Raw genomic sequence first — 14121 nt, 5'->3', positions numbered from 1 at the left:
CACTTCGTTCAAATATTATTTTATTTTTTTAATAATCTTCGCAGGATTTCCGCCAACTACTACATTATCCGGCACATCTTTCGTTACAACGGCGCCAGATGCGATCACCGCATTATCTCCAATTGTTACACCAGGATTAATAATCGCTCTTCCACCAATCCATACGTTATCACCAATTGTAACTGGTTTCCCGTATTCTGATCCGCTTATGCGCTCTACTGGATCAAGCGGGTGTGTTGCTGTATAAATGTGAACTCCTGGAGCTAACATACAGTTCACTCCGATTGTCACCGGGCATACGTCTAAAATGGTACAGTCAAAGTTCGCGTAAAAATTTTCGCCAACGTGAATGTTATAGCCATAATCACATCTAAAAGAAGATTCAAGATGAATGTTATCTCCAGTCGTTCCGAATAGTTCTTTTACGATTTCGCTACGCTCTTTTAATTGTACTTCTGGCGTTTCATTTAATTTTCTCGTTAATATACGAGCTTGCTCCCTCTCTTGAACTAAAACTGGATCAGCTGGTATGTACATTTCTCCTAGTATCATCTTTTCTTTTTCTGTTTTCATTTTATTACCCCCTTTAACTTATATATATAAGTTAATAATAACATAAAAAAAGGTCTGAACGTTATTTCGTTCAGACCTTCCTCTCTTAATCTTCCATCGTTGATAAGTCACCTGTTGGTAAGTTTAATTCCCACGCTTTTAATACGCGGCGCATAATTTTACCACTTCTCGTTTTCGGTAATTTATCTCTAAATTCAATTTGTCTTGGCGCTGCATGAGCTGCTAGGCCTTTCTTTACAAATTGACGAATCTCTTCTTTTAATTCATCAGATGGTTCGTATCCTGCTCGAAGCGCGATAAATGCTTTAATGATTTCTCCGCGCACTGGATCAGGAATACCAATTACACCAGCCTCTGCAACAGCAGCATGCTCGATTAATTTGCTTTCTACTTCAAACGGACCAACTCGCTCACCTGACGTCATAATTACATCATCAATACGCCCTTGGAACCAGAAGTATCCATCTTCATCCATATAAGCAGAGTCACCTGATACGTACCAATCTCCCGGCATAAAGTAAGATTCATACTTTTGCTGGTTATTCCAGATTCCACGCATCATCGCTGGCCAACCTTTACCAATTGCTAAGTTACCCATTGTGTATGGAGGAACTTCATTTCCTTCATTATCAACAATCGCTGCTTTCACACCTGGAATTGGTTTACCCATTGAACCTGGACGGATTTCCATACAAGGGTAGTTACAAATAACTTGTCCACCTGTTTCTGTCATCCACCACGTATCATGAATACGAAGTCCAAATGCGTTCATACCCCAGCGAATTACTTCTGGATTTAACGGTTCACCAACGCTTAATACGTGACGAACTTGTGATAAATCATATTTTTTAATTGCGTCTTGTCCAGCTCCCATTAACATACGGAATGCTGTTGGTGCACTATACCAAACTGTTACACCGTAATCTTGCAGTGCTTCATACCACGCTTCTGGGCTAAAGCGTCCACCTAAAATAACATTGGATGCTCCAACTAACCACGGTGCGAAAATACCGTAAGCCGTTCCAGTTACCCAGCCTGGGTCAGCTGTACACCAATATACATCATCTTCTTTTAAATCTAATACCCATTTCGCCGTTTGATAGTGCTGAACCATTGCGTTCTGCGCATGAAGAACACCTTTTGGTTTACCAGTAGAACCAGATGTGTAATGTAGAATCAAACCGTCTTCACGGCCTAACCATTCGATATGTAATTCTTTTGAAGCTTGTTCAAATAAAGGATTGAACGCTACCGTTTTACCGCCTTCTTCTACATTATCTCCAACAAGGAAGACTGTTTTTAAAGCAGGTAAATCATTTAATGGTACGCGCTCTAACAATTCAGGAGTTGTAATTAACACCTTCGCTTCGCTATCTTCTAAACGATCGCGAACTGCGCCTTCCATAAATGCTTCAAATAGCGGACCAACGATTGCTCCTAATTTCACTGCACCAAGAAGGGCAAAATATAATTCTGGAGAACGCGGCATAAAAATAAAAACGCGATCGCCTTGTTCTACATCGCCATAATTTTTCAGGACGTTTCCTGCTTTATTAGAAAAATCCTTCATTTCCTTAAATGTATATTTCTCTTTTCGCGATCCATCTTGATAATAAAGGGCTACTTTATTTTTACGATCGGATTTCGCATGCTTATCAATTGCCTCATACGCCATATTTACTCGGCCTGTTTCATTCCAAGTAAAGTTTTTATTAACCTCTTCCCAGTTAAAATTCGCGTATGCCTCATCATAATTCGGCAAATTATTTTCTCCTTTAATGACAGGAAGCGTTTCTACTTTCATACTTTACATCCCCCTCCTATGTATTCTATTATCTATTATAATGATATTATTTAAAATTTTCAGTATATTTGTTGATTTTTAGACAAATTTTTAATGACAAATTTCGATTCACATCGCATATATTATAAAGTACGATATTAATAGATTCACAAACCCTCAAGGTGGTGAGTAATACATTGATTCATAAAAAAATATATAATGCTAGAAACTTAAAAACAGCGAAAGGCACTTTAATTATTGAAGGTCCTGTCTCTACACATAACTTAGAAATGTATGAATTTCATCCCGATTTAGTTGCGTTTCGTCCTGCCGAGCAGCAATATAAAGCAATTGTCGAAATTTCTAAATTACCAGAAGCTCGTCTCATTATTGCAAGACATGACCAAACGATTGTTGGATATGTTACATACTTATATCCTGATCCGCTCGAACGATGGTCAGAAGGAAAGATTGAAAACTTAATTGAACTCGGGGCAATTGAAGTTGTCCCCGCCTTCCGCGGTTGCGCTGTCGGAAAGAACTTATTAGAAGTTTCAATGATGGACGATTATATGGAAGATTACATTATATTGACGACTGAATATTATTGGCACTGGGATTTAAAACAAACAGGCTTAAATGTTTGGGAGTACCGAAAAGTAATGGAAAAGATGATGAATGCTGGTGGCTTACAATGGATGGCTACAGATGATCCTGAAATTTGTTCACATCCTGCTAACTGTTTAATGGTCCGCATCGGTAAACGCGTTGATACGGATTCTATTCAAGCATTTGATCGTCTACGTTTTCACAATCGTTTTATGTATTAATAAAGGGGGCAACTGGAATGATTGTAGAAGAAATTATGAATCAAGATGTGGTGACACTACATCCAAACGATACAATCGAAACAGCAATCCGAACGATACGCACGAAAGGCATTCGGCACATTCCAATTGTCGATCAAAATAATCATGTCGTAGGCATTATTTCTGATCGGGATGTAAGAGATGCAAGTCCGTCTATTTTAGATGAACAAGTTTCACTCGATATGCTGAAGCAACCACTTGAACTTATTATGAAACATCCTGTAATGACTTGCCATCCTCTCGATTTCGTTGAAGAAATTGCTACTTTATTTTTTGAAAATAAAATTGGCTGTCTCCCTGTTACAAAGGCTGGCAAGCTAGTTGGAATCATTTCTGAATCTACTGTACTGCACACGTTAGTGAAATTAACAGGAGCACATCAACCAAGTTCACAAATTGAAATTCAAGTAAAAAACGAACCTGGTATTCTTGGAAAAGTCGTTGCTATTTTTAGTGATTTGCAAATAAATATCGTGAGCGTTCTCGTCTATCCAGCAAAAGATGAGAATGATAAAGTACTCGTTTTCCGCATTCAAACGATGAATCCGCTAAAAGTGATTGATGCACTTGAAGCAGAAGGCTACCGCGTATTATGGCCGAACATTATGGGGATGCAAGCATGAGTAGCGCGTTTATTTATTCGGATGACTTTCGGGGCTATTCGTTTAGCCCTGATCATCCTTTTAACCAACTACGCGTCACACTTACGTATGATTTATTACAAAAGGGCGGTTTTATCTCTCCCTCCCAAATCATCTCACCACGGATGGCTACAGATGAAGAGATCGCCTACGTTCATACAGAGGAGTACATAAATGCGGTAAAACGTGCTGGAGAAGGTAAGTTAGAAAAATCAATTGCGATGACATATGGACTCGGAACAGAAGATACACCGATGTTTCCAAATATGCACGAAGCAAGCGCATTACTCGTTGGCGGTACGTTAACTGCTGTCGACGCTGTTCTTTCCGGGAAAGTAAAACACGCACTTAATTTAGGCGGTGGCTTACATCATGGCTTCCGCGGCAAGGCATCTGGCTTTTGTATTTATAACGATAGTTCCATCGCAATGAAATATATACAGAAAAAATACGGTTTACGTGTTTTATATATTGATACAGATGCTCATCACGGTGATGGTGTACAGTGGTCTTTTTACGACGATCCTAACGTATGCACCATTTCACTACATGAAACTGGGCGTTATTTATTCCCTGGAACTGGTGCTGTAAATGAACGCGGACAAGGTAATGGCTATAGTTATTCTTTTAACGTTCCACTCGATGCCTTTACAGAAGACGAATCGTTTTTAAATTCATATCGCACTGTCGTAAAAGAAGTTGCCGCATACTTTAAACCGGATATTATTTTAACGCAAAACGGCGCTGACGCACATTATTACGACCCACTTACACACCTTTGCGCAACGATGAATATTTACCGTGAAATACCGAAGCTCGCTCGCGAAATCGCTAATGAATATTGCGAAGGTCGCTGGATCGCTGTCGGCGGCGGTGGCTATGACCACTGGCGCGTCGTCCCAAGAGCTTGGGCACTCATTTGGCTCGAAATGAACAACATCCAAAACATCTCAGGTTATCTCCCTCCAGAATGGATTGACGCTTGGAAAGGACAAGCTGAAACAGAACTTCCCCTCACATGGGAAGATCCAGACAACATGTATAAACCGATCCCCCGTAAACCAGAAATTGAAGAAAAGAACGCATTAACTGTAACGAAATCCCTTGAAATAATTCGGAATAATATGACAAAATCTTTGTACTAAACGAAAAGGAGGCTCGTTTTTGAATAGCCTCCTTTTATTTATAGCTTGCTATTATTGTCGGTTTCTGTCGGTAAGTCGATATATTTTGATAATCGCTGATATATTTTAATAACCGCCGATATATTTCGAAAATCGCTGATATATTTTATTTCATAATTAAGTGGTCCAACTTTTATGAGAAAAGGTCGTGATATTATGTGGACACAACAAATAATCAACACGAAACGTGGCACATTTGAAATCTTTACAAAAGGAAGTGGCGAACCGCTTTGCATTACACATCACTATTCACAATTTAATGAAACTGGTGATTACTTTGCGAATGTTTTCACTGCTATGCATCGTGTATTGCTCATTAATTTACGAAACGCTGGTAACTCAGCAAAAGCCAATTCAGAAAAAGAATTAGGTATGATTGAAACCGTTCACGACTTAGAAGCAATACGGGAAGCTTTACAACTCCCAACATGGCATTTCGCTGGCCACTCAACAGGCGGTATGCTTGGGCTTTTATATGCGATTACATATCCAAATTCCTTACAATCATTAGTCATCGTTGGAGCTGCAGCAAGTAACTATACCGAAACACCATTTTGTATTTATCACCCGACACATCCACAGTTTCATTATATGCAAAAGCTCATCGAAAACTTAAAAACCCCTCGCCTTACAAATGCAGAAAGAAAAAAACTATCTACTAATAGAACAAAATTATCATTGTATAAACCAGAAAACTACAACTCTTATTTTAGTAAACCAATCCAAAAAACAATGTCCGCTAGCCGGATGAATGCTTTCGCCAATGAATATCCTTCATTTGATTTAAGAGAGCATTTACCTTCCATCCAAACAAAGACACTTATTATATGCGGAAGACATGATGTACAGTGCCCAATTCAGTATTCTATTGAGATGCATGATGGCATACGTAATTCTATCTTTGTGATATTTGAGGAGAGTAACCATTATCCTTTTTTAGAAGAATCCAGTCGGTTTACTTCTATTACTCAAGAATTTTTTGGGATTAAAAAGAAAATTAAGGACTAACAAAGGCAATAAGTCTAGGAAGAGAGAACAAGTTTATTAGTGCTGTTTTGCTAAAGGAGGAAAATAGGGTGAAAGAAAAATTATTAAGAGTTGGAACGACTTATATTCCAGTTACCAACGTAGAGCTTTCTTTAAACTGGTATGTAAATAAATTGGGAGCAGAGTTGAACTTTAAAGACGAAGACAAAGCTATTATTAACTTTGCAAATCAAAGCTTTTTTCTAGTTAAATCCCAAGATAATCAAACCTTAAATTTTTTTGATTTTCACGGTGAAGAACGCTTTTCTATAACATTCGAAGTTAACGGATTACATGTACTAGAATCAATTCATAGTGAATTTATTGAAAAGGAAATTCTAGTTGGAGAGATTGAAAACAGAGGGCATGCTGGGAAGAATTTTGTTTTTTATGATTTAGATGGTAATAAATTTGATGTTTGGAGTGAATTAAGTCCTATTTTCAAAGAAAAATACCTAATATAGAGTGATTTTTTACAATCAGACGTAAGTATTAAATAACATAGAAAGATACGAGGCTTATTCCATTAAAGCCTCGTTAATGAATATATTAACCTTCAAAAGAAATATTTCACACTAGAAACAACAAGAAGAACAAAAAAATCATTAAACCTACATCAAATAATACTGCCTTTTTATCTCCTTCTTTTAAACTTATCATAAAACTAGAAATTATTTTAATTCCAAAAAAGACCATCATAAATAACCAACCGAAATGATCATTCGTAGAATCTCCATCATAAAACATTTGTATTGCACCGATAATTAATAAGATAAGTATGATATTAGTTCCAATCTTTAAAGCCTTGTTTAATTTATTATCTTTTAATGTATCTCTCAAAATGTCGCACGCCCTCTCATACTCCCCTATGTTTTATCTCTCTTTATATTTTAACATAAATTACCTATTATTCCCTTTTCGTTCAAATAACATAAAAAACCTGCCAATTACTCGGCAGGTGCATTACACGTTAAAGCGATAACCAGCTCCCCATACTGTTTCAATATATTGCGGGTGGGCGGGATCTCTTTCAATTTTTTCGCGTAGTTTTCTAATGTGAACAACGACAGTAGCTAAATCACCAGCTGAGTCTAGTCCCCAAATACGTTCAAATAACTGTTCTTTATTTAATACTTGGTTTGGATGCGTTACAAAGAATGTTAATAAATCAAATTCTTTCGTTGTAAACGCAATTTCTTCATTGTTTATAAAAACTTTTCTCGCTCGCTGATCAATAGAAATTCCGTGAATGTATAACGTATCACGTTGCTTACTCACATTTCCTGATAATCTTTCATAACGAGAAATATGAGCTTTTACCCTTGCGACTAATTCACTCGGGCTAAACGGTTTCGTTATATAATCATCCGCTCCTAAACCGAGTCCGCGAATTTTATCTATATCTTCCTTCTTTGCTGAAACAAGTAAAATCGGAATGTCTTTTATAGCACGTATTTGTTTACAAATTTCAAAACCGTTCATTTTCGGAAGCATAATATCTAAAATAATTAGATCATAATCTTCCTGAAGAGCCATTTGTAGACCTACTTCTCCTGAATGTTCTACATCGACTTGAAAATCACTAATTTCTAAATAATCTCTCTGTAATTCTGCAATACTTATTTCATCTTCTACTAGTAAAATTCTCTTCATTCTACTCACCACATTCCTGTACTTTTTTCAATGAGAAGAAAATACTTGTACCTTCCCCAAGCTTACTTTCCGCCCAAATTTCTCCGCCATGTTCTTCAACAATTTGTTTCGCTATCGCTAAGCCAAGTCCACTTCCACCTGTGCTAGAATTTCGCGATTGCTCTGCACGATAAAACCGCTCAAATATATACGGCAGCGTATCAGCTTCTATACCTGCCCCATTGTCCATCACTTTCACAATAACTTTATTGTTATCACTCAATACTGTTACAGTAATTTTCTTCTCTTCTTTATCCATGTATTTCACACTATTATGAATTAAATTTGATATCACTCTATTTATCTTTTCGCAATCAGCCGTTACATATAGTGGTGATGAATGTAATTGTAAGTAAACTTCTATACCTTCCTCACTTAAATCCATCTGCATCTCTTCTAATAATTCCTGCATAAACACGTTTAACTCTATCGTTTCAAACTGAAAGGGAACTCGATTCAAATCAAGCTTCGAAAACAAAAAGAGCTCATCAATAAGTGTATCCATATGTTTTGCCTTCGTATGAATGGTCGTTAAATACTTATCCATTTTCTCTGGCGTATTTGCGACTCCATCTTTTATGCCTTCTACATATCCGATAATAGATGTGATCGGTGTTTTTAAATCATGAGATATATTGGAAATGAGCTCTTTTCGATTTTCTTCATACTGCGTTTGCATCTCTATCGACTCTTTTAATTTCTTTCTCATTTCCTCAAACCCTTGATTTAATTGCCCGATTTCATCATGGGATGTAACTGGAATTTGAAAATCTAAATTCCCTTCTTTAATTCTCCCAGTCGCATCTTTCAACACAAAAATTGGTTTTATCACACTTCTTGAGACGAAATAACTTACTAATCCAATGAGTAATATCGCTAACAGTAAAAGTGCTACGAATAAAATTGGAAATAATTTTTGTGTAAGATCTACAAATGAACTTTGCCTTTTTAGTACAAATATACTCCCTTCTTCATCTCCGGGAAAATAAAAATCAAATTTTACATATCGATAAAATGTATCGCCTAGTTCTGTTGTACCACGACTATTAATATTTGCTGATTCAAATTTCGGAATGGCTTCTTTTAAAGATACACCTTCAAATATTTTTGTAGCATAAGAAATGGTTTCTCCCTTTCTTACAACTATTTTCACCCCTTCTTTTTCAAGTGATGAAACGAACGATTCATCTAATAGTTGTGATTGATTTTTCTTTGCCGCTAATTTCAATTCAATATACGTATTCTCTTCTTCTGGCGTAAGCGGCTTTTGAATATAGGAACTTTTATAGAAATTTTTCACTGATTCCAAGTCTCCTGTTATAGAAAAAACAATTAAAAATCCCGCGACTAATATGAGCGTGATGGAAACGAGAATAACAGCGATATAAGAGAATAAAAATCTTGTTTTAATAGACATATGTTACATCCTCACTTTAACAAACCATGTTATTCATAAGCATAAAAATATATGTTCAAATACTCAAGCGATTTTATAGTAATTTTAGCGTCAGTTTATAAAAATTTAATGTTCTTCTTTTACAGTTGAAATGAGGAGGTTGAAATTCCATGTTCAAAAAAACATTAAGCATGTTATGTTGCGTAATTTTTTTACAAGGTTGCTCACAAGAACAAGAAGTTAAAAAGGAGATGACAAGCATGGAGACAGCGCTACACGGTGCAGATGTAAATATTCCAGACAACGATGGTGTTACCCCGTTAGAGCATGCTCGCGCTCATAACTTTGAAGAGATAGAGAAGATTTTGTTAGAAGGACGTAAGTAAAAAGCTAATTTTTGCCTTCCTCTCCCATCCTATGCTACATTTAAGCCGTTACATCAATATTAATAGGGTAACTAACTGTTACGATTTATTTAACAAATTATAACCAAAGTTAATTAAATATATCAGTAAGCCCTGCTAGTCAAGTGATTGGCTAGTAGTGAGGGTTAACTGCGGGCAATCCCTAAAGCTGATTGAACTACAACGTGGCTAGAAATGGTGAGCGTGAATGTTGCGAAAGCAGAAAAAATCAATCAGATGGTGCAAGGTTAAATCCTAAACACTAGAACAATGGGTCTTCCGCCTCGAATCATCTAAGTCAAAAGTGATAAGATGAACGTTCAACGACTATCTCGTATAACTGACGAGAGTACACCACAAGCCTATGGTGGTGGAAAAATCCTCTATCTCTAAAGAGATAAACATATAGTCTGCGCTCATGTGAAAATATGAGAAGTTCATAAGAGAACTGGCTAAGGAATTGCGCCCTTAGTTGAACAAGATAAATTTTATTGAATCTATCAAACTTCATTGAACTTGTCGAACGTATGTGCTATGTTAGGTTCAATGAGGTGAGAATAATAATGAAATTTTCACGAGTTAGTCAAGTATCGGAATTAACAGGTTTGTATCCGAGTAGTCTCAGGAGAATGCTGGTGGAACACGCTGCCATTCAGAAGAATCAATCTTTCGTTATCTAAAAGATAAGTGCTCGAATATTCGCACAGTAAAGGAGTTAAATTCTGATGATATTGGCGAAGAAAGTCAGACAGATTCCAACGCCTGAACAAGAACAAGTGCTTAGAAACCATGCTGGTGCTGCAAGATTTGCTTATAACTATTGTAAAAGAATGAGTGATAGATATTATAAGCTATTTGGAAAATCTGTTTCACAGTTAGCTTTACAGAAACGATTTACAAAGATCAAGAAGCGAAAGAGATATGAGTGGTTAAAAGACATTAATGCACAAGTTCCTAAACAGGCTTCAAAAGATTTTGATACGGCGAGGAAACATTCGTTCAAAAAGTACAAAAATGGTTATCACACTTCTTATAAATCCAAAAAAGATTTAATTCAAGGATTTTATGCCAATTATGAAAGACTGATTATAGGAAAGAAAGTAGTTTATATTCAGTCCATTGGAGAAGTGAAAACAAGCCAACAACTACCACGAAACAAAAAACCATCCAATCCAAGAGTTACCTTTGATGGTCGTCACTGGTGGATGAGTGTAGGGTTCCAAGAAAACTTTGAATCCCAAGAACTAACCAATGAGTCGATTGGTGTGGATGTTGGTTTAAAAGAGCTGTTTGTAGCTTCTAATGGTACGAAAGAACGAAATATAAACAAAGATGCCAAGGTTAAAAAACTTTTGAGAAGGAAAAAGTCAGCGCAAAGAGATATGTCTAGGAGATTTAAAAAAGGTGTAAAAATTCAATCTGCCGGATATGAAAAAGCTAAAACTGAGCACCTGCGGTTATCTAGGAAAATTACGAATATCCGAAATAACCATATCCATCAAGCAACAGCTAAATTGGTGAAAACCAAACCAAGGAGAATTGTTGTGGAAGACTTACCTATCTCAAACCTGTTAAAAAACAAAAAACTATCGAAGGCACTTTCCTTTCAAAAATTAAACTTCTTCTTTCAATGTTTGTCATACAAGTGCGAGAAGTACGGCATTGCGTATGTAAAAGCTGATAAATGGTTCGCCTCAAGCAAGATTTGTTCATGTTGCGGAGTAAAATACAACCATTCAGTTCAACCGGAAGGACAGTGGAGTTTAAAAATACGTGAGTGGTGTTGTGTTGGGTGCAATAGCCATCACGATAGGGATGTAAATGCGTCGATAAATTTATCAAGATGGGTAAAATAAATGCTTGATAATAGGAGGTAACGATACTGCCTCGTGTGGAGTGTTATACCCCTCGTCCCTTTGGGGCTGCGAGAACACGATGAAGCACTAACTTGTGTAAATTTGATTGAATTGTATAGATTTAGTTAAGTTTATCGTATCGGTGGGAATAAACATGAATAAACCTAAAATTGGGATGATTGGACTTGGAGGTATTGCGCAAAAGGCCTATCTTCCAACACTTACAAAAGAAACAGATTGGAATTTTGTAGGGGCGTTTACACCTAACGCGGAGAAAAGGAAACAAGTTTGCCACCAATACCGCATTCAAGACTTTCATTCTATTGAAACGTTGGCTTCAGAATGTGATGCAATCTTCGTCCATAGTTCAACTGCTACACATTATGAAATCGTTTCTGAACTTCTGAAAAAAGGAATTGACGTTTATGTTGATAAGCCGCTAGCAGCTACAGTGGAACAAGCTGAGCAACTAGTCGAGTTGAGCGAAAAGCATAACAGAAAGTTAATGGTCGGATTTAATCGCCGATTCGTTCCTATGTATGTTGCTGCAAAAGAGCAAGCTCATAATATTTCATGGGTTCGAATTGAAAAACACCGCACAAATAAAGTGGGGCCATATACGTACGACTTTACTATGTTAGATGATTACTTACATATTGTAGATACTGCTCGCTGGTTAGCTAATGATGATCTTAACGTCGTTCATAATATGATGCAAATAAATGAAAAGAATGAACTTCTTTACGGACATCACACATATACAACGCCAAGTGGACTGTTACTTTCTACCGCAATGCATCGCCACGCCGGTACAAATTTAGAACAAATTGAACTTGTAACGACAGGTAAAATCATTCGCGTAAAAAATATGAACACATTTGAAGTTGAGCAGGAAAATGCAGTTTCTCAGATTGGTTCACCATCATGGGATACGACGTTAAAACAACGTGGTTTTGAAGATGCTGTTCATCATTTTATTGAATGTGTACAAGGAGATACAAAGCCTGTTGTAGATGGATTAGAAGGATTAAAAACGCAGCAGCTGCTGCAATCTCTACTGGAGAATGTAAACAAAAATTAAAACGGATACATTTTTCAGAATTTACTTTCATTCCCATTTCCTCTTTATTTCTCTCACAAATTTCTATAGAATATGTTGATAGGAATTATAAATTTCATATTGAATCGTGGAAAGGATGGGATTAACACATGTGGAACGAGTTTAAAAAATTCGCATTCAAAGGGAATGTAATCGATTTAGCTGTCGGGGTTGTAATCGGTGCTGCATTTGGTAAAATCGTTAGTTCTTTAGTAAAAGATATTATCACACCATTACTTGGTATGGTATTAGGTGGCGTTAACTTTACAGATTTACATTTTGGATATGGTAAATCTGCTGTTATGTATGGTAACTTCATCCAAACTATTTTTGATTTCTTAATTATTGCAGCTTCTATCTTTATGTTCGTTAAAGTGTTCAACAAACTAACATCTAAAAGAGAAGAAGAAGAAAAGACAGAAGAAATTCCAGAACCAACAAAAGAAGAAGTTCTTCTTAGCGAAATTCGCGACTTATTAAAACAACAAAATTCTTCTAAAGATAGAGCATAATTGAACGGATAAAAAGGCATGCCCCTCGGGACATGCCTTTTCTATATTCTATAACGTTTCCGAATTCATATGAATAAATAAAATAATACCTGCAACCATAAGTACCATAATACTACCTGCAAATAGTGTAATACCCATGAACATTAAACTTGTGCTCATGTCCACTGATACACTTTCAATAAAAATAGAAATTACATACGTGATAAGGGCAATTCCTGCAAGAATACTTCCTGGAACAAATCGCTTTAAGCCATTTTGTTTTAACGTCATATATGCAAAAATAGCAGTCATACAAAGCGTAATTATCCAAAGAACGATCATCTCTTCTCCCCCCTCACAAGCCTTTTCTTTCTATTATACATGACATTGCCCTATAATAGTTAAATTTGCACTTATGTGACATATAACAAGGAACAATACCATTTTGTAGCGAAGTCACCAATAGGCCATATACTCGGGAGGATTTCAATTGGAATATGATATTGTAGGATATTTTAAACAGGTAGAGCGATTCGATTATATTACAATCGACTTAGACACAAAGTTTTTTTTATGTCTAAGTTGTACAATTAGAAACAAATATAACTTTACTAAAATTATCACTTAACTTAGACAAAGATGAAATTATTATTGCTGGCAATGTAAAACAATATAATCCTTCTAGGTTAGAACAGTTAATACAAAGTTTTAAGCGCACTGCACACAAACATGCCTGGAACATAATTTACGAAGTCCTGAAGAACTTTTTGCATTTTGGAAAGAAAATTGACCACCAAAAAAATGGATATTTTTTATATAAATCGATATAATTACCATATATAAATATTCTTTACAAGGGAGTGTTCATAATGATTTGGATTTCACTAATCGTATTAGCCTATTTCATCATTCTCGTCCCAATACAGTACAACTATATTAAGATATTAAAGAAAAAACAGAAAAAAATGAACGTGTCACAAAACGAACTATATGACAACATGTCTTATGAAGAATCCCAAATACACTATCATTATCAAAGCAACGTATTTACAATACCTGCTTCGCTTGTCGCAAGTATTATTTATAAGGTGAAACATGCAGCATAAT

General features: G+C 36.1%; 16 protein-coding genes and 1 pseudogene. 11 read left to right on the top strand and 6 right to left on the bottom strand.

Going from position 1 to position 14121, the window contains the following annotated elements; all coding sequences use genetic code 11:
* Window positions 1-15: 15 nt before the first annotated feature.
* Together JDS99_RS15275 and acsA are read right to left on the bottom strand one after the other, a co-directional pair.
* Window positions 16-573, bottom strand: a complete 558-nt coding sequence (locus JDS99_RS15275; protein ID WP_000845594.1) for a maltose acetyltransferase domain-containing protein — start codon at window positions 571-573, stop codon at window positions 16-18.
* A gap of 85 nt (window positions 574-658) precedes the next feature.
* Entirely contained in the window at window positions 659-2377 is a 1719-nt protein-coding gene (gene acsA, locus JDS99_RS15270) for an acetate--CoA ligase (RefSeq protein ID WP_199695304.1), read from the bottom strand.
* Between the two features lie 176 nt (window positions 2378-2553).
* Here acsA and acuA point away from each other — a divergent pair, with 176 nt between their 5' ends.
* The 5 genes from acuA (at window position 2554) to JDS99_RS15245 (ending at window position 6540) form a co-directional block, all read left to right on the top strand.
* Window positions 2554-3186, top strand: a complete 633-nt coding sequence (acuA, locus tag JDS99_RS15265; protein ID WP_063222474.1) for an acetoin utilization protein acetyltransferase AcuA — start codon at window positions 2554-2556, stop codon at window positions 3184-3186.
* Window positions 3187-3203: 17 nt separating this feature from the next.
* A complete protein-coding gene (locus JDS99_RS15260; protein ID WP_000634566.1) occupies window positions 3204-3848 on the top strand; it encodes an acetoin utilization AcuB family protein in 645 nt (214 codons plus the stop codon).
* Window positions 3845-5011, top strand: coding sequence for an acetoin utilization protein AcuC (gene acuC / locus JDS99_RS15255; RefSeq protein WP_000092828.1), 1167 nt, complete (start codon window positions 3845-3847; stop codon window positions 5009-5011). Before JDS99_RS15260 ends, acuC begins: the two co-directional genes overlap by 4 nt.
* Before the next feature lie 174 nt (window positions 5012-5185).
* The gene (locus JDS99_RS15250; protein ID WP_199695303.1) at window positions 5186-6058 is read left to right on the top strand and encodes an alpha/beta fold hydrolase; all 873 of its coding nucleotides are present in this window, start codon (window positions 5186-5188) and stop codon (window positions 6056-6058) included.
* Window positions 6059-6126: 68 nt separating this feature from the next.
* Window positions 6127-6540 carry a VOC family protein gene (locus tag JDS99_RS15245; RefSeq protein WP_000660174.1) on the top strand — a complete coding sequence of 138 codons (414 nt, stop codon included), beginning with the start codon at window positions 6127-6129 and terminating at the stop codon, window positions 6538-6540.
* 106 nt (window positions 6541-6646) lie between these two features.
* On the opposite strand, the gene JDS99_RS15240 is transcribed toward JDS99_RS15245, so the two are convergent.
* The 3 genes from JDS99_RS15240 to JDS99_RS15230 all read right to left on the bottom strand — a co-directional run bounded on the left by JDS99_RS15240 (window position 6647) and on the right by JDS99_RS15230 (window position 9185).
* Window positions 6647-6916, bottom strand: coding sequence for a hypothetical protein (locus JDS99_RS15240; RefSeq protein WP_097908099.1), 270 nt, complete (start codon window positions 6914-6916; stop codon window positions 6647-6649).
* Between the two features lie 123 nt (window positions 6917-7039).
* Window positions 7040-7729, bottom strand: a complete 690-nt coding sequence (locus JDS99_RS15235; protein ID WP_000821767.1) for a response regulator transcription factor — start codon at window positions 7727-7729, stop codon at window positions 7040-7042.
* Between the two features lies 1 nt (window position 7730).
* Complete coding sequence (locus JDS99_RS15230; RefSeq protein WP_098089157.1) at window positions 7731-9185, bottom strand: sensor histidine kinase; 1455 nt, start codon at window positions 9183-9185, stop codon at window positions 7731-7733.
* A gap of 149 nt (window positions 9186-9334) precedes the next feature.
* On the opposite strand from JDS99_RS15230, the gene JDS99_RS15225 reads away from it, so the two are divergent.
* The 4 genes from JDS99_RS15225 to mscL all read left to right on the top strand — a co-directional run bounded on the left by JDS99_RS15225 (window position 9335) and on the right by mscL (window position 13035).
* Window positions 9335-9550 carry an ankyrin repeat domain-containing protein gene (locus JDS99_RS15225; protein ID WP_088064581.1) on the top strand — a complete coding sequence of 72 codons (216 nt, stop codon included), beginning with the start codon at window positions 9335-9337 and terminating at the stop codon, window positions 9548-9550.
* 743 nt (window positions 9551-10293) lie between these two features.
* A complete protein-coding gene (locus JDS99_RS15220; protein ID WP_199695302.1) occupies window positions 10294-11424 on the top strand; it encodes an RNA-guided endonuclease InsQ/TnpB family protein in 1131 nt (376 codons plus the stop codon).
* 154 nt (window positions 11425-11578) lie between these two features.
* The gene (locus JDS99_RS15215; RefSeq protein WP_088610258.1) at window positions 11579-12505 is read left to right on the top strand and encodes a Gfo/Idh/MocA family protein; all 927 of its coding nucleotides are present in this window, start codon (window positions 11579-11581) and stop codon (window positions 12503-12505) included.
* Window positions 12506-12633: 128 nt separating this feature from the next.
* Window positions 12634-13035, top strand: a complete 402-nt coding sequence (gene mscL / locus JDS99_RS15210) for a large conductance mechanosensitive channel protein MscL (protein WP_000267007.1) — start codon at window positions 12634-12636, stop codon at window positions 13033-13035.
* A gap of 48 nt (window positions 13036-13083) precedes the next feature.
* Here mscL and JDS99_RS15205 read toward each other — a convergent pair whose 3' ends face one another.
* On the bottom strand, window positions 13084-13356 hold the full coding sequence (locus JDS99_RS15205; RefSeq protein WP_000636592.1) for a DUF3917 domain-containing protein: 273 nt from the start codon (window positions 13354-13356) through the stop codon (window positions 13084-13086).
* 148 nt (window positions 13357-13504) lie between these two features.
* Between JDS99_RS15205 and dhp61 the strand changes: the two are divergent.
* Window positions 13505-13804: pseudogene (gene dhp61 / locus JDS99_RS15200) on the top strand (protein Dhp61).
* Window positions 13805-13883: 79 nt separating this feature from the next.
* Window positions 13884-14120, top strand: a complete 237-nt coding sequence (locus JDS99_RS15195) for a DUF3949 domain-containing protein (RefSeq protein ID WP_088064585.1) — start codon at window positions 13884-13886, stop codon at window positions 14118-14120.
* The last annotated feature ends 1 nt before the right edge of the window (window position 14121 follow it).

It is taken from the genome of Bacillus cereus group sp. N6 (assembly GCF_016483705.1).
In the GTDB taxonomy this organism is placed as follows: Bacteria; Bacillota; Bacilli; order Bacillales; family Bacillaceae_G; genus Bacillus_A; species Bacillus_A wiedmannii.
This window is presented reverse-complemented; position numbering and strand designations above follow the sequence as displayed.

Coding starts and splice junctions, on each gene's coding strand:
- JDS99_RS15275 (WP_000845594.1), bottom strand. CDS start 573: ATGAAAACAGAAAAAGAAAAGATGATACTAGGAGAAATGTACATACCA.
- JDS99_RS15235 (WP_000821767.1), bottom strand. CDS start 7,729: ATGAAGAGAATTTTACTAGTAGAAGATGAAATAAGTATTGCAGAATTA.
- JDS99_RS15215 (WP_088610258.1), top strand. CDS start 11,579: ATGAATAAACCTAAAATTGGGATGATTGGACTTGGAGGTATTGCGCAA.
- acuC (WP_000092828.1), top strand. CDS start 3,845: ATGAGTAGCGCGTTTATTTATTCGGATGACTTTCGGGGCTATTCGTTT.
- JDS99_RS15220 (WP_199695302.1), top strand. CDS start 10,294: ATGATATTGGCGAAGAAAGTCAGACAGATTCCAACGCCTGAACAAGAA.
- acsA (WP_199695304.1), bottom strand. CDS start 2,377: ATGAAAGTAGAAACGCTTCCTGTCATTAAAGGAGAAAATAATTTGCCG.
- JDS99_RS15250 (WP_199695303.1), top strand. CDS start 5,186: ATGAGAAAAGGTCGTGATATTATGTGGACACAACAAATAATCAACACG.
- JDS99_RS15205 (WP_000636592.1), bottom strand. CDS start 13,356: ATGATCGTTCTTTGGATAATTACGCTTTGTATGACTGCTATTTTTGCA.
- JDS99_RS15195 (WP_088064585.1), top strand. CDS start 13,884: ATGATTTGGATTTCACTAATCGTATTAGCCTATTTCATCATTCTCGTC.
- mscL (WP_000267007.1), top strand. CDS start 12,634: ATGTGGAACGAGTTTAAAAAATTCGCATTCAAAGGGAATGTAATCGAT.
- JDS99_RS15230 (WP_098089157.1), bottom strand. CDS start 9,185: ATGTCTATTAAAACAAGATTTTTATTCTCTTATATCGCTGTTATTCTC.
- JDS99_RS15260 (WP_000634566.1), top strand. CDS start 3,204: ATGATTGTAGAAGAAATTATGAATCAAGATGTGGTGACACTACATCCA.
- JDS99_RS15225 (WP_088064581.1), top strand. CDS start 9,335: ATGTTCAAAAAAACATTAAGCATGTTATGTTGCGTAATTTTTTTACAA.